This window comes from uncultured Sphingomonas sp. (assembly GCF_934560975.1).
GTDB lineage: Bacteria > Pseudomonadota > Alphaproteobacteria > Sphingomonadales > Sphingomonadaceae > Sphingomonas_I.
Genome location: NZ_CAKTFO010000016.1, coordinates 35,583 through 59,538 on the forward strand (window position 1 = coordinate 35,583; position 23,956 = coordinate 59,538).

Sequence of the window (23,956 nt, forward strand, 5' to 3'; positions counted from 1 at the left end):
CAGTTGCTGCCTACAATTTCGGGAACTTGAGGCCGCCATTCATCGGCGGAGGTCCGGGCTCCAGCTCCGCCTCCTCGAACCGGCGCCAGCCATTGGGGCCAAGCCGCTCGATCGGCCTGAACCGCACCTTGTACTGCATCCGCGCGGAACCGTTCACCCAATAGCCGAGATAGACGAACGGCAGCCGCGCATCGGACGCGCGCTGGATATGATCCAGGATGATGAAGGTGCCGAGGCCGGGGCGATGCTCCAGATCCGGCTCGTAGAAGCTGTAGACCATCGACAGCCCGTCCGACTGCTGATCGGTCAGGCACACGCCGACCAGCCGGCCGGGGCGGCCATCCTCCGCCGGCTCCCGATATTCAACCATATAGGTGGTGACGGGCGTCTGCTCGACCATGTCGGCGAAGTCCAGCTCGTCCATCTCCGCCATGCCGCCGCCGGGATGGCGCGCCGACAGGTAGCGGCGCAGCAACGCGAACTGCTCCTCCGTCGTCCACGGCTGGCATGCTTCCACCGTCAGGTCCGAATGGCGCTTCAGCAGGCGGCGGTGGGTGCCGTTGGGCTTGAACTCGGCCGCGACCACGCGCACCGAAACGCAGGCCTGGCAATCGATGCAGCTGGGGCGATAGGCCACGCCCTGGCTGCGGCGAAAACCGATCCGGCCGAGCGCCTCGTTCAGCTCCGCCGCATGGTTGCCCGACAGTTCGGTGAACACCTTCCGTTCCGTCCGGCCCGGAAGATACGGGCACGGCGCCGGAGACGTCACGAAGAAGCGCGGAAATTTGAACTGCGCACTCACCGCCCGCTCGCACCCTTCGCGCTGCTGCCCCGGCCGGCGTTATGCCCGCCGATGGAAAAGATGAAAAGGTGCTTTACCATCTTTGATAGTTAAGGGGCAGGAAGTGTCGCAGCCGTAACTTCTGCGGGCGTCAGGCAAGCTCGACCGGGCTTACTTCATAGCCTTCCGCCTGCAACGCCTCCATCAACCGGGCGAGATGCGCCGCGTCGCGCGTTTCGCACTCGATGTCGGTGATGAGGCCCTTGGCCGGCAGGGTGGAAAAGACGCGCTGGTGGTACACTTCGATGATGTTCACCTGCTCCTGATCGAAGATGCGGGCGACATTGTAGAGCGCGCCCGGCCGATCCTGCAGCTTGATCCGCAACCGCGCCAGTCGGCCCGACCGGGCCAGGTCGCGCAATAGCACGTTGGCGAGCAGGCGCGGGTCGATATTGCCGCCACACAGCACGATGCCGATCGTCTTGCCGGCGAATCGCTCCGGGAATGCCAGCATGGCGGCCAGGCCGGCGGCACCGGCACCCTCCACCACCGTCTTTTCGATCTGGAGCAGCAGGGACACCGCCCGTTCCAGATGCCGTTCGGACACCAGCACGATGTCGTCCACCACCTGCCCGATGATCTCGCTAGTGATGGAGCCGGGCTCCTTCACCGCAATGCCCTCCGCCAGCGTATCGCCGTGGCAGGGCAGGGCCGTACCTTTCACCCGGTTGTACATGGAGGGGTAGAGTTCGGCCTCCACACCGACCACCTCGATCCCGCCCAGCGCCTTGGCCACCGTGCCGCAGCCGGAGATCAGGCCGCCACCGCCGATCGGCACGACCAGCGTGTCGATGGCGGGCGCGTCCTCCAGCATCTCGACCGCGACGGTGCCCTGGCCGGCGATCACCTGCAGGTCGTTGAAGGGGTGCACGATGGTAAGCCCCCGCTCCGCCGCCAGTTCGCGCGCATGGGCCAGCGATTCGTCCACATTCTCCCCATGGAGGATGACGCTGGCGCCGTGGCCCTCCGTCTGGCTGACCTTCACGTTGGGCGTGGTGCGCGGCATCACGATGGTGGCGGGGATGCCGAGCCGCCGGGCGTGATAGGCCATACCCTGCGCGTGATTGCCGGCGGACGCGGCGATCACGCCGCGCGTACGGGCGCCCTGGTCCAGCTGGAGCAATTTGTTGAGCGCGCCGCGTTCCTTGTAGGCGGCGGTGAACTGGAGATTCTCGAACTTCAGATAGACGGTCGCGCCCAGCAGCGCGCCCAGCGTCTGGCTGATCAGGGTCGGCGTGCGAATAATGGCGGACGCTACACGGTCATGGGCGGCACGGACGTCGTCGAGCGACACGGGCAGCGGATCGGCCGCTGCGGCCATGGATAGCGTAGCCATGAGCCAGCCCTACGCGTCTCCTGCGCCTTTTTGAACCCCGGTGCTGGCGCGGTGCAAAGGCGGGCCTTATTGCCGCCGGTCATGGCCAATATCGCATTTATCGGAACCATGGATCACCGGGCAGCGCGGCCGGCACGGCGGGCCCTCACCCTGGTGCTGCTCGCCACCGCTCTGGTCGCCGCCCCCGCGCACGCCCGCAAGCGCCAGCCCGCGCCCGAGATCCCGCTGACCGAACAGGGGTTGGTCGACAACGTCAACGGTTACACGATCGACAACAAGGGCGCGCTGCTGCGCTTCAACGGGCTGCTGGTCGATCGACAGGGCAAGGTCGCCAAATTGCTGCATGAGGGCGATGCCCGCCCGCAGCGGCCCGACTTCCGGCTGGATGGACAGGGGCGGACATTGCTGCCGGGCCTGTTCGACGCGCATGGCCATGTGTCGGGCCTGGGCTTCCAGGCGCTGACCCTCGACCTTACCGCCACCACCAGCCTCGCCGACGCGCAGTCGGCGCTGGCGCGCTATGCGGCCGAGCATCAGACCTCCGCCTGGATTCGCGGCGGCGGATGGAATCAGGAAAAGTGGGCGCTCGGCCGCTTCCCCACCGCCGCCGACCTGGACCGGATGGTGAAGGATCGCCCGGTGCTGCTGGAGCGGGTGGACGGCCATGCCGTGCTCGCCAATTCGGCGGCGATGGCGGCAGCGGGGATTACGGCCAAGACCCCCGATCCCGCCGGCGGCAAGGTCGAGCGCGACGCCAGGGGCAATCCCACCGGGCTGTTCGTGGATGCGGCCCGCACGCTGGTGGAGCGTGCCGCCCCCGCCCCGCTGCCGCGCGAACGCGACGCGGCGATCGCCAAGGCGCAGGAGATCATGATCGCGGACGGCGTCACCGCCACCGCCGACATGGGCACCAGCGTGGAGGATTGGGAATCGATACGGCGGCTGGGCGATACCGGACGGTTGCGGATGCGCATCACTTCCTACGCGCATGGCATCGACACATTGCTGACCGTCGCCGGATCGGGGCCGACTCCGTGGCTGTATGACGGCCGGCTGCGGATGATCGGGGTGAAGCTTTATGCCGATGGCGCGCTCGGCTCGCGCGGGGCGTGGCTCAAGCAGCCGTATAGCGACATGCCGTCGACGCGCGGCCTGCAATTCCTGGACGATGCCAAGATCCGCAACCTGATGAGCCGGGCGGCGATGGACGGCTTCCAGACGGCCGTCCACGCGATCGGCGATGCCGCCAATGCGCAGGTGCTGGGCGCGATCGCCGAACTGTCCGAAACTTATGGCGGCGACCGGCGCTGGCGGATCGAACATGCGCAGATCGTCGATCCCGCGGACCTGCCGCGCTTCGCCAGGAACGGCATCATCGCGTCGATGCAGCCGACCCATGCCACGTCGGACCATGCGATGGCGGGAACGCGGCTCGGCACGGCGCGGCTGGCGGGCGCTTATGCGTGGAAGACGATGCTGGACAATCATGTGCCGCTCGCCTTCGGGTCCGACTATCCGGTGGAGGACCCCAACCCCTTTCCCGGCCTGGCTGCCGCCGTGACGCGCGAGGACAAGGCCGGCGATCCGCCCGGCGGGTTCCTGCCCGAACAGAAGATCACGCTGACGCAGGCTCTGGCGGCCTTCACCACCGGCGCGGCCTATGCCGCCAAGGCGGAGGATCGGGTCGGCAGCCTGGAGCCCGGCCATTATGCCGACTTCATCCTGCTCGACCGCGATCCCTTTGCAATCGATCCCCGCGCGCTGCGCGATACCAAGGTGACCGAAACCTGGATCAGCGGCGCCCGCGTCTATGTCCGCAAATGAGGCTTGAGGTCGGCGGAGCATCGGCTCCGCTGACTTGAGGCACAGGCCGTGCTAGGCGCGCGGCATCATGCTCAACATCAACGGCATCACCGTCCGCCTCGGCGGCCGCACCATCCTCGATCGCGCCAGCGCCACCCTGCCGCCCAAAAGCCGGGTGGGCCTGATCGGCCGCAACGGCGCGGGCAAATCGACCCTGATGAAGGTGCTGATCGGCGCGCTGGATGCCGATGACGGATCGATCGACATGCCGCGCGGCGTCCGCATCGGCTATATCGCGCAGGAAGCCCCGCACGGCAGCGCCACGCCGATCGACACGGTGCTGGCCGCCGACACCGAGCGTGCCGCGCTGCTGGCGGAAAGCGAAACGTGCGAGGATGCGGACCGCGTGGGCGAAATCCACGAGCGGCTGGGCGCGATCGATGCCTACACCGCCCCGGCGCGCGCGTCCCGCATCCTGGTCGGCCTGGGCTTCAACGAAGAGATGCAGCAGCGACCGCTCGACAGCTATTCGGGCGGGTGGAAGATGCGGGTGGCGCTGGCCGCCCTGCTTTTCTCACAGCCCGATCTGCTGCTGCTGGACGAACCGTCCAACCACCTCGACCTGGAAGCGACCTTGTGGCTGGAAAGCTTCCTGAAGAGCTATCCGGCGATGATGGTGGTGATCAGCCACGAACGCGACCTGCTCAACAATGTGGTGGATCATATCCTCCACCTCGAACAGGGGCATGTCACGCTCTACACCGGCGGCTATGACGCGTTCGAGCGGCAACGTGCCGAGCGGGCCGCGCAACTCGCCGCCGCGCGCGCCAATCAGGAGGTCCAGCGCGCCAAGCTGCAGGATTATGTCGCCCGCAACAGCGCCCGCGCCTCCACCGCGAAACAAGCCCAGTCGCGCATGAAGATGCTGGCCAAGATGCAGCCCATCGCCGCCTTGGCCGAAGATCCGACCCTGTCGTTCGACTTTCCAAATCCGGACGAGCTGCGCCCGCCGCTGATCACGCTCGACATGGCGAGCGTCGGTTATGCGGCGGACACCCCGATCCTGCAGCGGCTGGATCTGCGCATCGATCCGGACGACCGGATGGCGTTGCTCGGCCGCAACGGCAACGGCAAGACCACGCTCGCGCGGCTGCTGGCGGCGCAGCTGGCGCCGATGGACGGCGGCATGGCGGCATCCGGCAAGATGAAGGTCGGCTATTTCACCCAATATCAGGTGGAGGAGCTGGACGGCGGGGACACGCCGCTGGAGCATATGGCCCGCGCGATGCAGGGCAAGACGCCTGCCGCGGTACGCGCGCAGCTCGGCCGGTTCGGCTTTTCGGGCGACAAGGCGACGACGCAGGTCGGCAAGCTGTCGGGCGGCGAACGCGCGCGGCTGGCGCTGGCGCTGATCACCCGCGACGCGCCCCACCTGCTGATTTTGGACGAGCCGACCAACCACCTTGATGTGGATGCGCGCGAGGCGCTGGTGCAGGCGTTGAACGCCTATTCCGGCGCGGTGGTGGTGGTCAGCCACGACCGCCACATGCTGGAGCTGACGGCCGACCGGCTGGTGCTGGTCGACGACGGCACCGCCCGCGAGTTCGACGGCAGCATGGCCGATTATACGTCGCTGATCCTGTCGCGCGACGGTGGCGGCGGTGGCGACAGGTCGGCCGCGGCCAAGGCCAACCGCAAGGAGGAACGCCGGGCGGCGGCGGATGCGCGCGGCAAGAGCCAGGCGGCGCGCAAGGAGTTGAAGACGGTGGAGACGGAGGTGGCGCGGCTGACCGTCCAGCGGTCCGCCGTGGACCAGGCGATGTTCGACCCCAGCGGGGCCGAGCCGGCGCTGGCCAAGCTGACCATGACCGCGCTGATGCAGCGCCGGGCGGAACTGACCAGCGCCCTGGCCAAGGCCGAGCAACGCTGGCTGGAACTGAGCGAGGCGTTGGAAGGCGTACCGGCCTGATCGATGGTGCGCGGTCGCGCCCCGTCGCGCGGCCGCCACAGTATAGATTGATGTAAATGCCTGTGCGCCGGTGCGGATCGCGCGCCGATACTTCGGGCGATCCCGGCCGCTGTCGATGCCATTGCGTGCCGATCCTTGCCAAATGGTGGCGGAAACGGTTTTATCCTGCCTTATTCATGAAGGGATGGGCCGCCGCTGTTCGCCACGATCATGCGACATGGCGGACCGAGGTGATGGGCCACGGCTGGTGAACGACCGAAGCAACTCCGTACGAGCGTCCGCATGGCCGCGATAGCAATCTACAGCCCCAAGGGCGGCGTCGGAAAGACCACCCTGTCGGTCAACCTGGCATGGGCGGCGGCAACCTTGTCCAGCCGGCGGACCTTGTTGTGGGATCTGGATGCCCAGGCGTCGGCCAGCTTCATCCTGGCGCCCGATCGCAAGGCCGCCGATCCGGCCCGCGCCGTGTTGGAACGCGACGTCGCGCCCGAACGGCTGATCGTGCCGACCAATGTGGCGCGACTGGACCTGTTGCCCGCCGACACGTCGCTGCGCGCACTGGATCATCTGTTCGGCGGGATGGAGCAGAAGAAACGGCTGCGGCGGCTCACCACCGCGTTGCAGCAACGCTACGACCGCATCCTGATCGATTGCCCACCCGGGATCGGCCCCACGACCGAGCAGATCATTCGCGGCGTGTCGCTGATCGTGGTGCCGGTGATCCCCTCGACCCTGGCGCTGCGCACCGCGCGGGAGCTGACGGCGCACCTCCACGGTCGCAAGACCATGCCGGCAGTGATGCCGGTGTTCAACCTGGCCGACCGGCGGCGCGCGGGCCATCGTGCCGCGCTGGCCGAAGCACCCGAACAGCCCGTCATTCCCATGACCAGCCTGCTCGACCAGATCGCCGACCGGCACGCGCCCTTGGGCGCCTACGCCCCGCGGTCCCCCGCCGCTGCCGCGATCGCCGACCTGTGGCGCCGGATCGAGGCGACGCTGGCCCGCTTGCCCCCGGACCAACGGTCGTAGGAGTGGCAGAGCGCGTCAACGAACTGATCGGCGCGGGCAACCCAGCTATACGCGCACCTTCCGCAGCGCAGGCGACGCGGTCGGCGGCCCCCAGATCGTCGTCCAAGGCGCCGACCCGCCCGACGTAAAGCTGAATCGGCCGCTACCGGCGCCCGCATCCGCGCCGGCCAGGCCATCGCTCACGCGGCCGCACCGGTGGGCGGGACGGAACGGCACGCCTGATCGCGGCGCCTTACATCGTCAGCTTGGCGGCGTAGCCGGTCAGTTCCAGATAGCCGCGCCCGCCGGGCGTTCGCACCGCGCCCTCCCAATAGACCGGCTGGCCGGCACGGCGCGCGTCCAGCTCCTGGTCGGAAAACAGCGGCCGCAGCGGGAAACGGCGCACCCCTTCCGGCAGCCGCACCGCCACGTCCAGCGCCACCGGATAGGTCGCGCCGGTCCGCGCCGATCGCCAGGTCCTGAGCGGCGTGAAGGTAACATCGCCCGGGCCGAGGCGGGTGATCCGGCCATCCCTGCGACGATAGGATCCGCCGGCCCACAACGCACCGCCCGCCTGCCGCCGAATGCGAAAGGCCATCAGCGCCGATCCGTCATCCAGGTTGAGGCCGGTCCAGTCCCAGCCGGAGGCGGTGGCCGCGAGATAGTCGGACGACCATTCGCGATCCAGCCACGCCTCGCCGCGCACCGTCTCGCGCCGCCCGCCGCGCAGGATCGTCCCCGTCACGGCAAGGTGCGGGACCGAGTAATAATAGCTCGCCTGTCCGGGCTTCGGCCCCTTGCGGCTGTACCCGTCATCGCCCTGCGGCAGCGGCGGCTGGGTCGCGCGGAAGGCGAGGTCCAGCGCGAAATCGCGCGCCGTCACGCGGCTGGCGAAGCGTCCGTCGGGCAGGCGGCGGAACGACCAGCCGGCAATCCGAACATCCGCATCGCCGGTCGCCGCTCCGGCCAGGCCGAAGCCGGCGCGGGCCGCTGTCTCGCCATGCAGGATGCGGCCGACCGCGCTGTCCGACACGGCGGCATGGGCGAACAGCAACTGGCGCGGCGCGAAGCGGCTGGGATTTGCGGGATCGGCATGCGGATTGACCCGGAAGAAGGTGATCTGGAAACCAATGTCGCGCCCGTCCTGCGCCTTCAGCCATCCCGTCACATACCACCATTCCGTCCGAAACGCCGGGTGCGCGCCATGATCCGCCGGGAAGGCCAGGCGGATGCCCGGCCGCACGACCGGGTAAGGCGGACGAGGCGGGCTTGCCGCCAGCGTCGCCAGTGCCGCTACCGCCAGCAGCCGCTTCATCACCAATCCTCCCGCACGGCGATCACGGCCTGGGTCGCGGTGGCGCGGCGACCAGCCAGCATGGCGGTCAGCGCCGCCGCGCCGATCAGCGCCGCCATCACGCCCAGGATGGTTCCTACCGGCCACAGGGTGGTCATGGTCCAGTTGAAGGATTGGGGGTTGATGACGTGGATCAGCACCTGCCCCAGCAACGCCCCCAGCGCCACGCCCGCGACCCCACCGATCAGGCCGAGCAGCGCGCCTTCCGTACCGAGCATCGCGATGATCTGCCGCTTGGATACGCCCAGGTGGCGGAGCATCCCAAACTCCTTGTTGCGGCCGATGGTCTGCGCCGACATGGTGGCGGCGACCCCGGCCAACCCGACCAGAATGGCAGCGGCCTCCAGCACATAGGTGACGGCGAAACTGCGGTCGAAGAGTTGCAGCGCATAGCCGCGCAGGGTCTGCGGTTCGGCCACGGACACGCCGGCGGGCAGCAGCGGCGCCAGCGTCCGCCGCAGGGCAGCGGCATTGGCGCCGGGTGCCAGCGTGATGGCGGCCTCATCGCGGTCCCGATCGCCGGTCAGGCGGGTATAATCCCCGCCGCGGATCACCACCGCACCCTGCTGGCGCGCATAGTCCCGCCACACGCCCGCGACCCGGAAAGCATGACGACCACCACCGATCGGCAGCACGACATCCGTGCCGGCCCGCCAGCCGTAAAGGCGCGCGGCCGGCTCCGACACCCAGATGGGCGTCCTTCCCACCGCAACCGGGGCCTGCTGCAGCAGCACCAGCAGCGGATCGCCCGCCTGCCGCGTCACCGGCCGCGCGATCAAGGTCACCGGCGGCCGATCGGGCGCGACCGTCAGCGGCAATTGCCGGCTGAAGGCGATGCGGGCGATCCCCGGCGTCGCGGCCAATCGCCGCTGAAGCGCGGGATCGAAGCCGCTGCCGCCTTCGTCGCGCAGGTACAGGTCCGCCGACAGCACCTGGCCGAGCCAGGTGTCGACCGCGCCGCGAAAGCTGGTCACCATGGTGGCCATGGCGATCATCAGCGCGGTGGACGCGACGATCCCGCACAGGGCGACGGCGGCCTGCCCCGGCGCCCCCTGCACATGGCGTACCGCGAGCAGGCGGGGCACGGACGCGATCGCCCGCTCCCGCCACGGCGACAGCAGCCAGCGGACGAGCCACGGCACGCCCGCCACTCCACCCGCGAGCAGCAGGGCCATGCTGACGAAGCCGAACAGGGGCAGACCGCCCATCGCCGGCAGCAGCGCCGCAAGGCCGCCCAGCACCATCAGGATCAGCGCCGGCCGGACCGGGGGCAATGCGCGCGGGTCCAGCATGTCACCCGCATTCCTGAGCGCCGCCGCCGGTGCCGCGCGCGCGGCGGCACGGGCCGGCAGAATGCTGCCCAGCAGGGCCGCTGCCAGGCCGAGTGCGAAGAACGCACCGGCCGCGCCCGGCTGAAACACGATGCGCGCGCCGCCACCCTGGAAGTATCCCGCGCCCAGGTCTCCCCCGAACAGGGACAAGGCCAAAGCGGCGAACCCGTAGCCCAGGACAAGCCCCAGTCCGGCGCCGATCACGCCGATCAGCAGGCCTTCAACCGCGACGGCGGCAACGATCCCGCGCCGTGGCAGGCCCAGCGTGCGGATCAGGGCAAAGGCGCGCAGGCGGCGCGCCACCGACAAAGATTGCGCGGAAAAGACCAGGAATCCGCCGGTCAGCAACGCCACCAACGCCAGCATGTCGAGATTGACGCGGTAGGCGCGGCTCAGCGCATCACCCTGTTGCGCCTGGCTTTCCCCGCTGGCGATCAGGGCGTCGGCGGACAGGCGCTGCGGCAGCGACCGCTCCGCCAGGGCGCGGTCGGCCAAAGCGAGGTCGAGCCGGTCGAGCCGGCCCAGCCGCCCGAAGCGCCATTGCGCGGCGGCGATGTCCATCGTGCCGATCGCCTGTCCTTCCGGCACACCTGGCAGGGTGCCGGCCACCATCAGGTCGGCCGTGCGGCCGTTGGCGGCGACCTCAACCCTCTGGCCGATGCGCAGCCCGGTGTCGCGCAGCGCCGCGCGCGACAGGAACAGGGCATCGCCCGCGAACACCGCGTCGCTGCGCGCGTCGGGGCCCGCTGGTGCCAGCCCGACCAAGCCCGGCGTCACCGATCCCGCGCGGATCACGTCCAGCCCCAGCAATGTGAAGCGGCCGCGCCCGGCGCGGGCGGACAGGGTCACCACCGGGCTCGCATCCGCAACGCCTGCCGCCGTCGCGACCCCGGGATAGAGCCGCTCGTCGAACCCGAGCGGGGTGCGGGCGCGGATCTGGAGGTCGGCGGCGCCGTTCACGCCCGCAACCGCCTGGTCGAACGATGCCAAGGCGGAACCGTTGATGAGGTGGACGGCGAAACCCAGCGCCACCCCTACGGCGATCGCGATCGCGGTGGCCGCGAAGCGTGCGGGATGCCAGCGCCACTCGCCCGCCACCGACCAGCGGAGCGCCAGCCGCGACTGCCACAGGCCGGCCTCAGCCATGGCCGGCGACAAGCCCGCTCCTGGTCAGGGTCAGCAGGCGATCCGCAACCGCCGCCGTCGCCGCCGAATGGGTCACGATCACGGCGGCGGCATTTTCCGACCGCACCGTGCGCGCGAACAGATCCAGGATGCGGTTGGCGGTGTCGGGGTCGAGGTTCCCGGTCGGCTCGTCCGCCAGGATTACCGCCGGGCGATGCACCAGAGCGCGGGCGATGGCGACCCGCTGCAACTCACCACCAGACAAATCGCGCGCATAATCCGCGCCGCGATCGCCCAACCCCACATCGGCCAGCATCGCCCGCGCACGCGATCGCGCCGCGGTCGCATCGGGCGAAATCAGGGCCAGCGGCAGCGCCACATTCTGCTCCAGCGTCAGATAAGGCAGGATGTGGAAGGCCTGGAACACGAAGCCGATCCGTTCGCGGCGGAGCCGGGTGCGGCCGGCCTCGTCCAGCGGTCCAAGCGCTGTGCCTTCGATCCGGACCTCGCCCGTATCGGCATCGTCCAGTCCGGCCAGGATGTTCAGCAGGGTAGACTTGCCGACGCCGGATTCGCCCACGATCGCGACCACCTCGCCAGGGGCCACGGCCATGCGGAGGTCGCCGAACAAGCGTCGTCCCGCGCCGACCGTCTTCGCCAGATCGACCGTTTCGATTGCGTGCATCATTGCCCAACCGGCGGGCGGCGCGCTTCGCTCCCGCAGAACGCGGCCGGGACCAAGCCAGTGGTCACGGCCGCGACGCCACCGCGTCCCCCGCATCCGGATTATGCTGCCACACGCGTTCCGCCAGCAAAGTCGCAAAGGCTACCCATGCGACAAAGGGTAAGGCCAAGATCGCCGCCACCGGATCGACCTTTCGGGCCGCGACCGCATAGCCCGCGCCGCCCACCACCATCGCGCCCGACGCCGCCGTGCTCGCGCCCAGCGCATGCTTGCGGAAGAACAATTCCGTCCAGCCGCCGATCATGCCGGTGTTGAGCAGCCACAATCCCACCGCCAGGTTGCGGCGCGTGCCCGCCGGCTGCCGCAGCAGTCGATAGCCGCCGACCGCCAGCCCGGCCTCCAGCGTCGGCCAGACCGCGCCGAATGCCGCATCGGGCGGCGTGTAGGACGGCTTGTCCAGCCTTTTGTACCAGCGGCGGATGGCGCCGTGCGATCGATCCGGCGCATTGCGGCGCCCGAGCAGGGCGCTGGCGCCCAGCACGCCGGCGACGATCGCCACCGCCGCCGGGCGCGACAGGCCGCGTACCGCGCCCTCCGACCTCGGCGGGCTCATGCCGCCAGATACCGTTCGAGATCGTCGCTGCCGCCGATCCGCTCGCCATCGATGAACACCTGCGGCGTGGTTGCAACGCCCTGCTCATCCTCGAACGCCTCCACCTCGTCACGCGACGACAGGATGCGGTCATCGACCTGGAAGCCCGCATCCTCCAGCATCTGCTTGGCGCGGACGCCGAACGGACAGGTGTGATCCGGCAGGATCATGCGGTACAGGATTGCGCTCTTCTCGGCCATGGCGACACTCCATCATCGGACAGGCATGTCCGCAGGCAGGTAGAGCGCAGCACCGCCCCAGCCGTTCCGCGCCGACCTATTCCGACCGTGCGAACAGGCTTCTCGCCGGCAGCACCTCCGTCCTGCCCGACTGGCGGGTGACGGCGTAGGTAAAGCCGCGCAACAGCGCGAACGCCCCCACGTCGCCGCTTGCGCCAAGTGCCAGGAACCCGACCTGCAATCCCGCAATCGCGTCGCCGCGCAGCTGGGCGATGTGCCTGACCGCTTCCTCGCACGCGGCCTGCGGCGAGAGGCCGGCGCGCATCGACGCGACCACGCGCGCGGTGCCGGCAATGCGCGTCACCTCCTCTCCCACCCCGGTCGAGGCGGCGGCGCCCACCCCTTTCTCGATAAACAGGCCGCAGCCCGCCAGCGGCGAGTCACCCACCCGCCCGCGCATCTTGAACGCCATGCCCGACGTGGTGCACGCGGCCGCCATCCGCCCGTCGCCGGCGCGCGCCATGATGCCGATCGTGTCGTGGTTCAGCGCGGAGCCGGGCGGCCCGGGCAGCTGGTTCTCGATATTGGCGATCGGCCTGTAGCGGTGGGTCTTTAGCCACTCGCGCCACGCCGCCTCGGCCGCAGGCGTCAGCAGCTTGACGCGCGGCATCCCCTGGTCGAGCGCGAAGCGGGTCGCGCCCTCGCCCACCAGCATCGTGTGCGGCGTCTTTTCCATCACTGCCCTTGCGACGGAAATGGCGTGCACCACGTCCTCCAGCGCGGCGACCGCGCCTATCCGGCCGTCCTGGTCCATGATGATCGCGTCCAGCGTCACATGACCGTCGCGGTCGGGATAGCCGCCATAGCCGACCGAATGGTTGTCGGGGTCCGCCTCCGGCACCTTGGCGCCCGCTTCCACCGCGTCCAGCGCCGTACCGCCCGCGCGCAGGGTGGCCAGTGCCGCCTCATTCGCGGCCTTGCCGAAATCCCAGGTCGACAGGACGGCCACCGGATCGTCGCTGGCGGCATGGGCGACGCCGGCAAGCATGGCGGCGGTGCCCAATCCGATGGCTCCGCGTCGCGACACGTCGTGGTTCATGCTGGTCCTTTTCGTCTGGTCGGTTCGGCCGAACGCTACTGTCGGACGGCGGTGCAGATCAATCCGGTGCATCTTGCGCCGCGCGTCCCCTGCGCGTCCGTGCCCGGTCGCATATCGCCTGTTCGTCCGGGAGGCGGGCAAACAGCGTGCACCCGGATGTTGATCGCGTCGGTGTCTCGATAAGAGACCTGGCCGGGCAGGTTCGTTGGGGCGAGGTCCGCGCCGGCTTGGCGCAAGTCCGGTCGCTGCCATCAGGCACGGTGCGGCTGGAAAGTGCGCCGCTGGCCGGCCGCCCGTACCTTGTGGCCGTGCATTCCGGCGGCGCGCTGATCCGCGTGGTCGACCACAACGGGCGCGGGTTCCGCTGGCTGCGGGACGGGCTGCACAGCCCGGACCTGCCCATGCCGCACGCCCGTCCGCCGCGCGACCTGATCATCCTGCCGCTGCTCGCCGCCGTGACCCTGGTGTGCGCAACCGGAACCTGGATGGGCTATCGCAAGGTGGCGCGCGATGTCAGGCGGGTGCCGTCAGCAGCAGCGCCCGCCGCCCCGCCCGCCATAACGCGCATCCTGCCGCGCGTTGAAGAAGGCGGACGCGCTCATCACCGGCTCGCCGGGGTGATGCGCCGCCATGTGCTGGCAATAGAGCCGGTAGGAGGGCACGCCGACGATCAGGCGCACCGCCTCCGCCAGCCGGGCGAGCCGCGCCCTCATCGTACTGCTACCCCGGCGGGCAATTCGCTGACGGAAAGCGATGGGATGCGCCGCGCCGCCAGGCAGGTGCGCACCGCGTAGACCAGGATCGACAGCACCACCGCCAGGAACAGCACGCACAGCGCCGCATCGATGCGGTCGTTCATCAGAATGGCGCGCATCTCGCCGAGCGACTTGGCGGGTGCCAGTGTCTCGCCCCGATTCAGCGCGTCGGCAAAGCGCCGCGCATGAGCCAGGAAGCCGACGCGCGGATCGGTGGAGAATAGCTTCAGCAGCGCGGCGGTAATCGTGCAGGCCAGCAGCCACGCCGCCGGCACGCACGTGACCCATGCGAACCGTTCCCGCTTCATGCGGAACAGCACCACGGTCGCCAGCATCAGTGCCACCGCCGCCAGCATCTGGTTGGAAATGCCGAACAGGGGCCACAATGTGTTCACCCCGCCCAGCGGATCGGTGACGCCCTGGTAGAGGAAGAACCCCCATGCCGCCACGCACAGCAGGGTTCCGACCAGTGCCGGCCCGAACGTGGTCGCATTGCGGAAGCGGGGCACGGCCAGCCCGATCAGGTCCTGCAGCATGAAGCGCCCGGCACGCGTGCCGGCATCCACTGCGGTCAGGATGAACAAAGCCTCGAACAGGATCGCGAAATGGTACCAGAAGGCCATCATCGCGCGCCCGCCGATCAGCTGGCTGAAGATGTGCGCCATGCCCACCGCCAGTGTCGGCGCGCCGCCTGCCCGGTTGATGATCGTCTGTTCGCCGACATCGCAGGCGGTGGCGGCGATCGTGTCGGCGTCGATCGGAAAGCCCATCGCCGTCACCGCCCGCGCCGCGCTGGCGGCGTCCGTGCCGACCACGGCGGCGGGGCTGTTCATGGCGAAATAGATGCCGGGATCGATGATGGACGCCGCGATCAGCGCCATGATCGCGACGAAACTCTCCATCAGCATCGCGCCATAGCCGATCAACGGTGCATCCCCTTCCGACGCAATCAGCTTGGGCGTCGTGCCGCTGGCGATCAGGGCGTGAAAGCCGGACACCGCCCCGCAGGCGATGGTGATGAACAGGAACGGAAACAGCGATCCTGACCATACCGGCCCGCTGCCGTCGACGAAGCGGGTCAGCCCCGGCCTCCGCAGCGGCGGCGCGGTGACCAGAATGCCGATCGCCAGCGCGGCGATCGCCCCGATCTTCAGGAAGGTGGACAGATAGTCGCGCGGCGCCAGCAGCAGCCATACCGGCAACAATGACGCGACCGCGCCATAGCCGATCAGGATCCAGCACAGTTGAACCGGCGTGTAGCTGAACCACGGCGCCACCGTGGGCGACGCCGCCACCGCCTGACCATAGACGATCGCCAGGACGAGCCCCACCAGCCCGATCAGCGACGCCTCCCCCACGCGGCCGGGGCGGATCCAGCGCATATAGACGCCCATCACCACCGCCAGCGGGATGGTGGCAGCGACGGTGAACATGCCCCATGGGCTGCCCGCCAGCGCGCGCACCACGATCAGCGCCAGCACCGCCAGGATGATGATCATGATCAGAAAGGCGCCGAACAGGGCGATGGCGCCCGGCACCTGCCCCAATTCCATCCGCACCAGCTCGCCCAGCGAGCGCCCGTCGCGCCGCATGGAGATGAACAGCACCATGAAGTCCTGCACCGCGCCCGCCAGCACCACGCCGGCCAGGATCCACAACATGCCCGGCAGGTAGCCCATCTGCGCCGCCAGCACCGGCCCGACCAGCGGCCCCGCCCCGGCGATCGCCGCGAAATGGTGGCCGAACAGGACGTTGCGGTTGGTGGGAACGAAGTCCAGTCCGTCGGACAGGCGGACGGCGGGGGTCGGCCGCGCCGGGTCCAGCGCCGCCACCCGGCTGGCGATGAAGCGGGCGTAGAAGCGATAGGCGATCAGATAGACCGACACAGCCGCGATCACGATCCACAACGCGCCGACCGCTTCACCCCCCGCACTGGCCACCACGCCCAGGGCAAGTGCCCCGGCCAGCGCCAGCAGCAGCCATCCCAACCGGCTCACCATGTTTCCGTCCCCTGCCATTTCCCGGCTGTTTAGCCGTCCGGGGGACGCGACGATATGGATCAGGTTTGATTTGCCTGCGACGGTCGCGATGGAAGCCCGGAGCATAGCCCGGGGCTCCCTGGCATGGCGTCAGAAGCTGGTCCGCGCAGTGATGCGGAAATCGCGCCCGGCGAGCGGTGCGAAATCCTTCAGGAAGGACGCATGACGACGCGCGTTCACATCGAAGATGTTGTTGGCGGACAGCGCGAAGCTGACCGGCCGCTCGCTGCCCCACGGGCGGACGTTCACCTCCGCATTGGTCATGGTGTAGCCGCTGGTGGGCGTTTCGAAACCGGATACCCGGTCCTGATCGTCCACCCACTCGACCTCGCCGCGGACATCGACCTTGGGCGTAGTCAGGCCGAGGCCGCCGAGCAGCCGCAGCGGCGGGATGCGGGGCGACGGGCCGACGCTCCTGATCTGCGCGTGGACATAGTCGGCCAAGCCATCCGCAACCAGCCTGGCCGCGCCGAACCGGGCCACGGTGACCGATCCCTGCACCTCGAACCCGTAATAACGCGCATCCGCCTGACGGATCTGGTAGACCGGCAAGCCGTCCTCGATCGCGCCCGTCTGGTCTTCATAGATGAAGTTGTTGAACCAGTTGTAATATGCCGAGGCTTCAAGGGTGTAATTCTCGCCCCGGCCGCGCAGCACGCCTTCCACGCCCCACGATTTCTCCTTGGCGAGATCGGGATTGCCGATCTCGAAGGCCTCGGTGCCGGCATGGGGGCCGTTGGCGAACAATTCCTCACCCGACGGTGCGCGCACCGAGCGGGAGGCATTGGCACCGATCCGCCATCCGTCGGTGATGGCGTAGGATGCGCCGGCGGACCCGGACAAGGCGTCGAACGTGCGCCGACCGGTGAAGAATTGCGACTGCTCTCCGTTCGGCTGCGCCTGGAGCCGTGCATGTTCGTAGCGGGCGCCGGCTTCCAGCTTGAGCGCGCCGTAATCCAGATGCTGCAGCGTGAACACGCCCAGTTGCTGCGTCTGGTTCTTGGGAAGGAAAGCCTCCTCCCCAACCACGTTGAAGTCGCGCGAGAAATATTGGACGCCGCTGGCCCCCTTCCACGCGCCATGGTCGGCCTGTACCAGCTCCAGGCGGCCTTCCATGCCCTTGTTGTAGAAAGCGGTGCCGACCTCGCCATTTTCCTCCAGTTCGAAGTGGCGATAATTGGCATAGCCGAAGCGGGCGCGGATCGTCTGGAGCAGGTCGCCACCGGTCTGGATCTCGGCGCGCGCATCCACCCGGTTCTGCCTGAGGTCGAGCCGGGGGCCTTCCTGTTCCTGCCCCGGGCCCGTCGCATACCGCACCGGCACGCCGTAGAGGCTGTCATAATGGCTGTAGGAGAGACCGAAATTGCCGGTTTCGGTGATCAATGCCGCGCCGACGCCCGCCGTCCACGTCTTGCTGGCCGAATTGGGCAGCGTGCCGCGCAGGCCGGCATTGGCGGCCAGGTCGATCCCATCGGCCTGCTGGTCCTCATCCTCCGTGCCGGCATTGGCCAGCGCGGTGGCGCGCGCCTGGCGCGAAAGGACGTGGCCGCCAATGTCGAGATTGCCGGTCTTCTGGTAGCTGCCGTCGGCGTGGACGACCAGCTTGCTGCCGACCGGCGCATCCACCGCCCCGGCAATCGAGCGTTCGTTGGCGGCGCTGGCATAGGTGCCGATCGCATCCACATGGATTGGTTCGGTCGGCACGGCGCGGGGAATGCGCTTGTCGATGACGTTCACCACGCCGCCGATCGCGGACGAGCCGTACAACAAAGCCTCCGGCCCGCGCAGCACCTCGATCCGCTCCGCCAGCAGCGGGTTGATCACCACCGCATGGTCCACGCTGGTGTTGGACACGTCGATGGAGCCGATCCCGTCCGTCAGCACGCGAACCCGCTCACCCTGGAGGCCGCGCAGCACCGGGCGCGACGCATTGGGGCCGAACGACGTCGCCGACACACCCGGCGTGCGCGCCAGCGTCTCGCCGATGGTCGGACGCAGCGCCTGCGTCAAAGCGCCGCCGCTGAGCACGGACACGCCGGACAACAGGTCCTGACGATCGCGCTGGAACGGGGCGGTGACGATCACCTCCTCCGATGGCACCCGGTGATAATCCTGCCCGCCGGCGGGTGACGTATCGGCGGCAGGGCCGGCGGCGGTCTGCGCGGCCAATGGCGATGCGGCCAGCGCAACGGCCATCGCGCAGCCGGACAGAAGGAGACGATCACGCATCGATATCACCCTGAACTGATATGTTATAACGGATTGCTGGCAATCACGGCGGAGCCGCAGACGCGCTTCTTCTAGCGGGTGCCGCGTGAGGTTACAACATTACAAAAGGGCAAGGTTCGGAAATCGATGCCACCGGCGAACCGTTGCGGGTGGCATCGCCACCTCGATCAGGCGGTACCCATCACCTGCGCGGCGAACCGCTCCATCTCCTCCGCCTGCGGGCTCATCTGAAGCAATAGCAGATGGAGCCCGGCCTCCTCATATTCCGCGATCCGCTCGCGTAGCTGCTCGGGCGTGCCGACCAGATTGGGGCGCAGGCCACGATTGGAGACGGAATATTCCTGGATCTTCAGTTCGCGTTCCAGCTGCGTACCCGACAGCCACTGGTCGAAATTGGCATAGCCGGCAGGCAGGTCGGTGACGGTGGTGATGCGGTCCAGCTCGCGCCTGGCCTCCGCCTCACTGTCGCGGACGATGGCATAGGCCGCCATGCCGAACTGCATGGGTGCGCCGCCCACAGCCTCCCGCCGCGCGCGCATGTCCGCAATCTTGGGAGCGATCGCCGCGACGGGATCGCCATGCATGACATAAGCGTCGCATTGCGTAGCGATCATGGTCTTGGCCTTCTCGCTCTCGCCACCGGCATAAACTGTCGGCCGCTTGACCGGCTTGGGCGCGCAGATCGCCTCCTCGGTCCGGTAGAAATTGCCGGAAAAGCTGAACCGGTCATGGGTCCACAGGCCGTCCACCACCTTCAGCCATTCCTCGGTACGGGCATAGCGATCATCATGCTGGTCGAACTGCAGGCCATATTGCCGCGCTTCGTCCGCCCACCAGGAGGAGACGACGTTGAGCGCCAGCCGCCCACCCGAAATACGGTCGATGTTGGCGGCAGCCTTGGCGAACAGGGCCGGGTGGTGGAAATTGGGCCGGACGGCCACCATCAGCTCGATCCGCTGGGTTACCGCCGCCAGCGCCGCCGCCGTCGACCAGGCGTCCAGCGCGGGCTGCTCCACCCCCTTGATGTCGTTGAGGTTGAGTTCCGCGATGAGCGACAGGTCGTAGCCCCATCGTTCGGCGTCCAGCGCCAGCTGCCTGGCATAGGCCCAGCTTGCCTCCATCCCTTCGTCGGGCACGTTGCGCAGCCATCCGCCAAACACCGGCATCCAGTAACCATAGCGCATCAGCGCGTCTCCTCGATCCAGGCGATCAGGCGATCGACCAGTCGCGCGTGCGGGTCCCACCCCAGCACGTCTAGCGGCCGGGCGACGAAGTTGGACAAGGCATTGATGTCGTAGAAGCGGGCGACGCCGTCGCGATCGTCGACCATTACCTCCACACCGCCCAGATCAAGGCTGGCCGCGCGCGCGATCGCCTCGGCGGCATCGCGCAGTGCCCGGTCCGGCTCGACCGCGGTCATGGTGATGGTGCTTCCCGGCACCTGGCAGGCATCCGCCGGGCACAGGTCGAACGCGCCACCGCCTTCGACCTCGATCGCGTACAGAAAGCTGCGATCGAGCGTTTCCATCCGGGTGACGGTGCCGTTGCGCGCGGGCACATAGTCCTGCACCAGCAGCACGCCGTCGATGCTGGTCGGCAGCGTGCCGTCGGCCACCGCGGCCCGCAAGGCGTCGCGATCGTCGAACCGCACGATGCCCGCGCCCGCGCCGCCGATATTGGCCTTCACCACCAGCGGATAGCCGACCGATTCCGCCGCCGCCTCCACATCCGCCGCGCGATGGACCACGCGCGTTTTGGGAATGGCGAGCCCCAGCCGCGCCAGCAAGGACAGCTGCCGCGCCTTGGACGTATCCACCGCCAGCGCCGCCGTGCCGTTCAGCACGCGCGCGCCGGCCCCTTCCCATTGCGCGATCCGGGCGCTGCTCCAGAAGATCGGATGCTCGGCATCGCGCAGAAAGGCCGACATGGCGATGCGGTTGAGGATCAGCGGCGCGGGCGCGACCGTCTCCGCCGGATCGAATGCGCCGTGCGGCTGCAAGGTCGCGTAACCCACGCCGCGCGCGTCCAGCGCGGCGAACAGCGGCATGAACCAGGCGGGATGTTCGTAGAGGATGGCGAGATCAGCGACCATATGCTCCACCCGACAGCGGCACCGGAAGGTCGGACATGAAAAGGCGGTACTCCGTTGAAAATGCTGGCGGACGCGGCGTGCGACGAACCCTGCTTAGCTGGCGCCGCGGGGCCGGAAAGGCAATCGGCCTTCGGATCGGACAAGCTGCGCTTTAGCCGCGATCGTGAGCAGGCGGCTTGCCATGCCCGGGCGACAGGTCCGGCGGATCATTCGGCCCGTCGCCCAGAAAGGAGATGATGCGCGCGGTGATGCGCGCGGGCTGCTCGATGTGGAGCCAGTGGCTTGCCCCCTCCACCACCTCCAGCCGGCCGTCGTCGCACAGTGCCAGCCCGGCCTCCGCGACATGCTGTTCCAGGAACATGTCGTTCCCCGCCCACAGGATCAGCGTCGGCGGGATCAGGCGCGCGGGCTGCTCGGTATGCGGCCGCTCGCGCAGGGCGCGGTAATAGTTCAGCATGGCGGTGATCGATCCCGGATGGCCCCAGGCTTCGGAATAATGGTCCAGGGCGCCGGGCTCGAACGTGTCCACCTTGGCGCTGCCCTGCATCATCGCCTTCAGCCCGGCATGATCGAACGCGCCCAGCGCCGTTTCCGGAACCCAGGGCAGCTGGAAAAAAGCGACATAGGTGCTGCGCAGCGCCTGCGTCGGATGGGCGATCGCCTGCTTGCCCCACACGTCCGGATGGGGCCCGTCCATCAGCACGACGCGGTTCAGCCGTGCGGGATGGCGCGCCGCCACCCACCAGCCGATCACCGCGCCCCAGTCATGCCCGACCAGGTGGACGCGGTCGGCGCCGAACGCCTCGGCCAGCGCGACCACGTCCCCCGCAAGGATGTCGATCGTATAGGCCGATACGTCCTGCGGCGCATCGCTCCGGTTGTAGCCGCGCATGTCGGGGACGACGACATGGTAGCCGGCCTCCGCAAGCGGCGTGATCTGGTGCCGCCACGACCACCAGAATTCGGGAAAACCGTGCAGCAGGATCAGCAGCGGCCTGCCGACCTCGCCCGCCTCCACGACATGGAGGTTGACGCCGTTCACGGTCCGCGTCGCCTCGCGCCAGCCATGTTGCAGCAGGGTATCGGACGTGGGCACGGTTATTCTCCTGGACGAAGCGACCGGGCGGCCAGTTGCGACCCGGAACAGGTCCATCCGGTGAGAGCGGGAACCCGCCAGGGCGGGCCATGTTCCGAGGGCGGACCTTGCCCCACGCGCGCTATTTTCCGCCATTTCCTTGTGGGTAGCGGATAGACTCGGCCGGCACGGCGTTGTGGCATGGACGTCGCGTCTCGCGGCACCTGCGCAACGAGGAACACCCATGACGATCAAGGCGATCGGCTATGCCGCCAACCATTCCTTCTCGCGTCTGAAGCCCCTCGCCTTCGAGCGGGACGAGCCGGGCGCGGGCGAGGTGCAGATCGACATCCTCTATTGCGGCGTGTGCCATTCGGACATTCACCAGGCCGAAAACGATTGGGGCAACACCGTCTATCCGTGCATGCCCGGGCATGAGATCGTCGGCCGGGTCGCGCGGGTCGGGGCCGGTGTCGCCCGGCATGGCGTCGGCGACCTGGTCGGGGTCGGCTGCATGATCGACAGCTGCCACCAATGCGCGCCGTGCAGGGCCGGCGACGAACAATATTGTGAAGGGCCCAACAGCTGGCTCGCCACGTATAACGGCCCGATGACGCCCAAGGCGAAGGCCAAGACGGGCGAGAACCAATATGGCTGCGATAACACCTACGGCGGCTATTCCAACACCATCGTGGTGCGCGAGGATTTCGTGCTGAAGGTACCGGAAACGCTGCCGATCGAGGCGGCGGCGCCGATCCTCTGCGCCGGCGTCACCACCTACTCGCCGCTGAAGCATTGGGGCGTGAAGCCGGGCCACAAGGTCGGCATCGTCGGCTTGGGCGGGCTGGGCGACATGGCGGTCAAGCTGGCCAAGGCGATGGGTGCGGAGGTGACGGTGTTCACCACCACCAAGGAGAAGGTCGCCGAGGCCGAAAAGCTGGGCGCCACCGGTGTGGCAGAGGGCGACAAGCAGGCCTATGCGGTGCTGGAAAAGCATTTCGACCTGATCCTTTCCACCATCCCGGAAAAGCACAAGGTCGACCCCTTCCTGCCGTTGCTCGCCCATGGCGCATCCTATGTGTCCGTCGGCGCGCTGGCGCAGATGCCGGGCTGGAATCATCAGGAACTCATCATGGGCCGCAACACCATCGCCGGCTCGTTGATCGGGTCGATCGCCGAAACACAGGAGGTGCTCGACTTCTGCGCCGAACACGGCATCGCCCCCGACGTGCAGCTGATCCCGATCCAAGAGGTCAACGAGGCGTACAAGAAGGTGAAGTCCGGCGATGTGCGTTTCCGCTACGTGATCGACATGGCCAGCCTGAAGCCGGAGCTGGAGGACGCCGCTTAGCGGCGGACTTGATCCCTTGAAGGGCTGCTCGCTCATTAGCTGGCAGCCTCCGAGGGCTGCCACCGCCCGTAACTGTCGGGAGGGCCACACCTGTCGTGCAGGCCGCCATGCCGAGGCGGTCCGCCCCCCGTAACCCACTCGAACGTTCCAGCTTCTTCCATTGCGAGGCTTGCCATGACACTTCCCGCCGATCCCGTCTGGTTCATCACCGGTTGTTCGACCGGCTTCGGCCATGAACTGGCCAAGCTCGTACTCGCCCGGGGCTGGCAGGCGGTGGTCACCGCGCGCTCCATCGACCGCCTGCAGGATCTGGTCGGGTCGGCGGGCGATCGCGCGTTGGCGGTGGCGCTGGATGTCACGGACGCGGAGCAGATCACGGCGGCCGTATCGGCGGCAAAGGCGCGCTTCGGCCGGATCGACGTGCTCGTGAACAATGCCGGCTATGGCTATCAGTCCAGCATCGAGGAAGGCGAAGAGGCCGAGATCCGGGCGCAGTTCGACGCCAACGTCTTTGGCCTGTTCGCGATGACGCGCGCCGTGCTGCCGGTGATGCGCGCGCAGGGCGGCGGCGCCATCCTTAACGTCACCTCGATCGGCGGCATTACCGGCTTTGCGTCAAGCGGCTATTACAGCGCCACCAAACACGCGGTGGAAGGCTGGTCCTCGTCGCTCGCGTCCGAAGTGGAGCCGCTGGGGATCAGCGTCACCTGTGTCGAGCCTGGCCCGTTCCGCACCGACTGGGCCGGCCGCTCGCTGCGCCAGACCAAGAGCCGCATCGACGCTTATGCCAGCACCGCCGCCGCCCGCATGGAAACGACCAGCGGCTATAGCGGTCAGCAGCCCGGCGACCCGGTACGCGCCGGCAAGGCCATGATCGAGGCCGTGCTGCGCGACACGCCGCCACGCCACCTGGTGCTCGGCAAATTTGCCTATGACACCGCCGTCTACATTTTCCGCAAGCGCCTGGCGGAAGTGGAGGCCGATCGCGACCTCGCACTCGGCGCGGACTATCCGGACGCGGAGGGCTGACCGG

At 68.5% G+C, this 23,956-nt stretch carries 19 protein-coding genes; 5 read left to right on the top strand and 14 right to left on the bottom strand.

All coding sequences use genetic code 11. From position 1 onward, the window contains the following. Nucleotides 1–10: 10 nt before the first annotated feature. Together Q0D93_RS10770 and Q0D93_RS10775 are read right to left on the bottom strand one after the other, a co-directional pair. Nucleotides 11–802 (bottom strand): arginyltransferase, encoded by a 792-nt coding sequence (locus Q0D93_RS10770; protein ID WP_294393896.1) that lies wholly within the window; start codon nt 800–802, stop codon nt 11–13. Nucleotides 803–932: 130 nt separating this feature from the next. Beyond that, the gene (locus Q0D93_RS10775) at nt 933–2,177 is read right to left on the bottom strand and encodes a threonine ammonia-lyase (RefSeq protein ID WP_294393899.1); all 1,245 of its coding nucleotides are present in this window, start codon (nt 2,175–2,177) and stop codon (nt 933–935) included. Nucleotides 2,178–2,285: 108 nt separating this feature from the next. Between Q0D93_RS10775 and Q0D93_RS10780 the strand changes: the two genes are divergently transcribed. The 3 genes from Q0D93_RS10780 (at nt 2,286) to Q0D93_RS10790 (ending at nt 6,978) form a co-directional block, all read left to right on the top strand. Continuing rightward, nucleotides 2,286–4,001, top strand: coding sequence for an amidohydrolase (locus tag Q0D93_RS10780; protein WP_294393901.1), 1,716 nt, complete (start codon nt 2,286–2,288; stop codon nt 3,999–4,001). 67 nt (nt 4,002–4,068) lie between these two features. Continuing rightward, complete coding sequence (locus Q0D93_RS10785; RefSeq protein WP_294393902.1) at nt 4,069–5,949, top strand: ABC-F family ATP-binding cassette domain-containing protein; 1,881 nt, start codon at nt 4,069–4,071, stop codon at nt 5,947–5,949. 282 nt (nt 5,950–6,231) lie between these two features. Further along, nucleotides 6,232–6,978: a ParA family protein gene (locus tag Q0D93_RS10790; protein ID WP_294393904.1), complete on the top strand. Its 747-nt coding sequence runs from the start codon at nt 6,232–6,234 to the stop codon at nt 6,976–6,978. 232 nt (nt 6,979–7,210) lie between these two features. Here the strand turns inward: Q0D93_RS10790 and Q0D93_RS10795 are convergent, their stop codons facing one another. The 12 genes from Q0D93_RS10795 to Q0D93_RS10850 all read right to left on the bottom strand — a co-directional run bounded on the left by Q0D93_RS10795 (nt 7,211) and on the right by Q0D93_RS10850 (nt 21,593). Continuing rightward, the gene (locus tag Q0D93_RS10795; RefSeq protein WP_294393910.1) at nt 7,211–8,272 is read right to left on the bottom strand and encodes a carotenoid 1,2-hydratase; all 1,062 of its coding nucleotides are present in this window, start codon (nt 8,270–8,272) and stop codon (nt 7,211–7,213) included. After that, complete coding sequence (locus Q0D93_RS10800) at nt 8,272–10,788, bottom strand: ABC transporter permease (RefSeq protein ID WP_294393913.1); 2,517 nt, start codon at nt 10,786–10,788, stop codon at nt 8,272–8,274. Before Q0D93_RS10800 ends, Q0D93_RS10795 begins: the two co-directional genes overlap by 1 nt. Beyond that, the gene (locus Q0D93_RS10805) at nt 10,781–11,455 is read right to left on the bottom strand and encodes an ABC transporter ATP-binding protein (protein WP_294393915.1); all 675 of its coding nucleotides are present in this window, start codon (nt 11,453–11,455) and stop codon (nt 10,781–10,783) included. The genes Q0D93_RS10800 and Q0D93_RS10805 overlap by 8 nt, the downstream gene beginning before the upstream one ends. A 61-nt stretch (nt 11,456–11,516) precedes the next feature. Then, nucleotides 11,517–12,065 (bottom strand): TspO/MBR family protein, encoded by a 549-nt coding sequence (locus tag Q0D93_RS10810; RefSeq protein WP_294393920.1) that lies wholly within the window; start codon nt 12,063–12,065, stop codon nt 11,517–11,519. Beyond that, nucleotides 12,062–12,304, bottom strand: coding sequence for a glutaredoxin domain-containing protein (locus Q0D93_RS10815; RefSeq protein WP_294393922.1), 243 nt, complete (start codon nt 12,302–12,304; stop codon nt 12,062–12,064). The genes Q0D93_RS10810 and Q0D93_RS10815 overlap by 4 nt, the downstream gene beginning before the upstream one ends. Nucleotides 12,305–12,380: 76 nt before the next feature. Beyond that, nucleotides 12,381–13,331 (bottom strand): N(4)-(beta-N-acetylglucosaminyl)-L-asparaginase, encoded by a 951-nt coding sequence (locus Q0D93_RS10820; RefSeq protein WP_294393972.1) that lies wholly within the window; start codon nt 13,329–13,331, stop codon nt 12,381–12,383. Between the two features lie 578 nt (nt 13,332–13,909). After that, entirely contained in the window at nt 13,910–14,095 is a 186-nt protein-coding gene (locus Q0D93_RS10825) for a YbdD/YjiX family protein (RefSeq protein WP_294393924.1), read from the bottom strand. Beyond that, nucleotides 14,092–16,137, bottom strand: a complete 2,046-nt coding sequence (locus tag Q0D93_RS10830) for a carbon starvation CstA family protein (RefSeq protein WP_294393973.1) — start codon at nt 16,135–16,137, stop codon at nt 14,092–14,094. Before Q0D93_RS10830 ends, Q0D93_RS10825 begins: the two co-directional genes overlap by 4 nt. A 129-nt stretch (nt 16,138–16,266) precedes the next feature. Then, nucleotides 16,267–18,405: a TonB-dependent receptor gene (locus Q0D93_RS10835; RefSeq protein ID WP_294393926.1), complete on the bottom strand. Its 2,139-nt coding sequence runs from the start codon at nt 18,403–18,405 to the stop codon at nt 16,267–16,269. Between the two features lie 167 nt (nt 18,406–18,572). After that, the gene (locus Q0D93_RS10840) at nt 18,573–19,589 is read right to left on the bottom strand and encodes an LLM class flavin-dependent oxidoreductase (protein WP_294393929.1); all 1,017 of its coding nucleotides are present in this window, start codon (nt 19,587–19,589) and stop codon (nt 18,573–18,575) included. Further along, nucleotides 19,589–20,497, bottom strand: coding sequence for an alpha-L-glutamate ligase (locus Q0D93_RS10845; RefSeq protein WP_294393932.1), 909 nt, complete (start codon nt 20,495–20,497; stop codon nt 19,589–19,591). Before Q0D93_RS10845 ends, Q0D93_RS10840 begins: the two co-directional genes overlap by 1 nt. A gap of 151 nt (nt 20,498–20,648) precedes the next feature. Then, a complete protein-coding gene (locus Q0D93_RS10850; RefSeq protein WP_294393935.1) occupies nt 20,649–21,593 on the bottom strand; it encodes an alpha/beta hydrolase in 945 nt (314 codons plus the stop codon). A 223-nt stretch (nt 21,594–21,816) separates the two neighbouring features. Here Q0D93_RS10850 and Q0D93_RS10855 point away from each other — a divergent pair, with 223 nt between their 5' ends. Together Q0D93_RS10855 and Q0D93_RS10860 are read left to right on the top strand one after the other, a co-directional pair. After that, nucleotides 21,817–22,923 carry an NAD(P)-dependent alcohol dehydrogenase gene (locus Q0D93_RS10855; protein WP_294393939.1) on the top strand — a complete coding sequence of 369 codons (1,107 nt, stop codon included), beginning with the start codon at nt 21,817–21,819 and terminating at the stop codon, nt 22,921–22,923. A gap of 174 nt (nt 22,924–23,097) precedes the next feature. Continuing rightward, nucleotides 23,098–23,952 (top strand): oxidoreductase, encoded by an 855-nt coding sequence (locus tag Q0D93_RS10860; RefSeq protein ID WP_294393942.1) that lies wholly within the window; start codon nt 23,098–23,100, stop codon nt 23,950–23,952. The last annotated feature ends 4 nt before the right edge of the window (nt 23,953–23,956 follow it).

Bases quoted from the DNA above. Each gene is read 5' to 3' on its own strand.
- Q0D93_RS10775 (WP_294393899.1), bottom strand. From the start codon at position 2,177: ATGGCTACGCTATCCATGGCCGCAGCGGCCGATCCGCTGCCCGTGTCG.
- Q0D93_RS10780 (WP_294393901.1), top strand. From the start codon at position 2,286: ATGGATCACCGGGCAGCGCGGCCGGCACGGCGGGCCCTCACCCTGGTG.
- Q0D93_RS10785 (WP_294393902.1), top strand. From the start codon at position 4,069: ATGCTCAACATCAACGGCATCACCGTCCGCCTCGGCGGCCGCACCATC.
- Q0D93_RS10790 (WP_294393904.1), top strand. From the start codon at position 6,232: ATGGCCGCGATAGCAATCTACAGCCCCAAGGGCGGCGTCGGAAAGACC.
- Q0D93_RS10795 (WP_294393910.1), bottom strand. From the start codon at position 8,272: ATGAAGCGGCTGCTGGCGGTAGCGGCACTGGCGACGCTGGCGGCAAGC.
- Q0D93_RS10800 (WP_294393913.1), bottom strand. From the start codon at position 10,788: ATGGCTGAGGCCGGCCTGTGGCAGTCGCGGCTGGCGCTCCGCTGGTCG.
- Q0D93_RS10805 (WP_294393915.1), bottom strand. From the start codon at position 11,455: ATGATGCACGCAATCGAAACGGTCGATCTGGCGAAGACGGTCGGCGCG.
- Q0D93_RS10810 (WP_294393920.1), bottom strand. From the start codon at position 12,065: ATGAGCCCGCCGAGGTCGGAGGGCGCGGTACGCGGCCTGTCGCGCCCG.
- Q0D93_RS10815 (WP_294393922.1), bottom strand. From the start codon at position 12,304: ATGGCCGAGAAGAGCGCAATCCTGTACCGCATGATCCTGCCGGATCAC.
- Q0D93_RS10820 (WP_294393972.1), bottom strand. From the start codon at position 13,331: ATGCTTGCCGGCGTCGCCCATGCCGCCAGCGACGATCCGGTGGCCGTC.
- Q0D93_RS10825 (WP_294393924.1), bottom strand. From the start codon at position 14,095: ATGAGGGCGCGGCTCGCCCGGCTGGCGGAGGCGGTGCGCCTGATCGTC.
- Q0D93_RS10830 (WP_294393973.1), bottom strand. From the start codon at position 16,137: ATGGTGAGCCGGTTGGGATGGCTGCTGCTGGCGCTGGCCGGGGCACTT.
- Q0D93_RS10835 (WP_294393926.1), bottom strand. From the start codon at position 18,405: ATGCGTGATCGTCTCCTTCTGTCCGGCTGCGCGATGGCCGTTGCGCTG.
- Q0D93_RS10840 (WP_294393929.1), bottom strand. From the start codon at position 19,589: ATGCGCTATGGTTACTGGATGCCGGTGTTTGGCGGATGGCTGCGCAAC.
- Q0D93_RS10845 (WP_294393932.1), bottom strand. From the start codon at position 20,497: ATGGTCGCTGATCTCGCCATCCTCTACGAACATCCCGCCTGGTTCATG.
- Q0D93_RS10855 (WP_294393939.1), top strand. From the start codon at position 21,817: ATGACGATCAAGGCGATCGGCTATGCCGCCAACCATTCCTTCTCGCGT.
- Q0D93_RS10860 (WP_294393942.1), top strand. From the start codon at position 23,098: ATGACACTTCCCGCCGATCCCGTCTGGTTCATCACCGGTTGTTCGACC.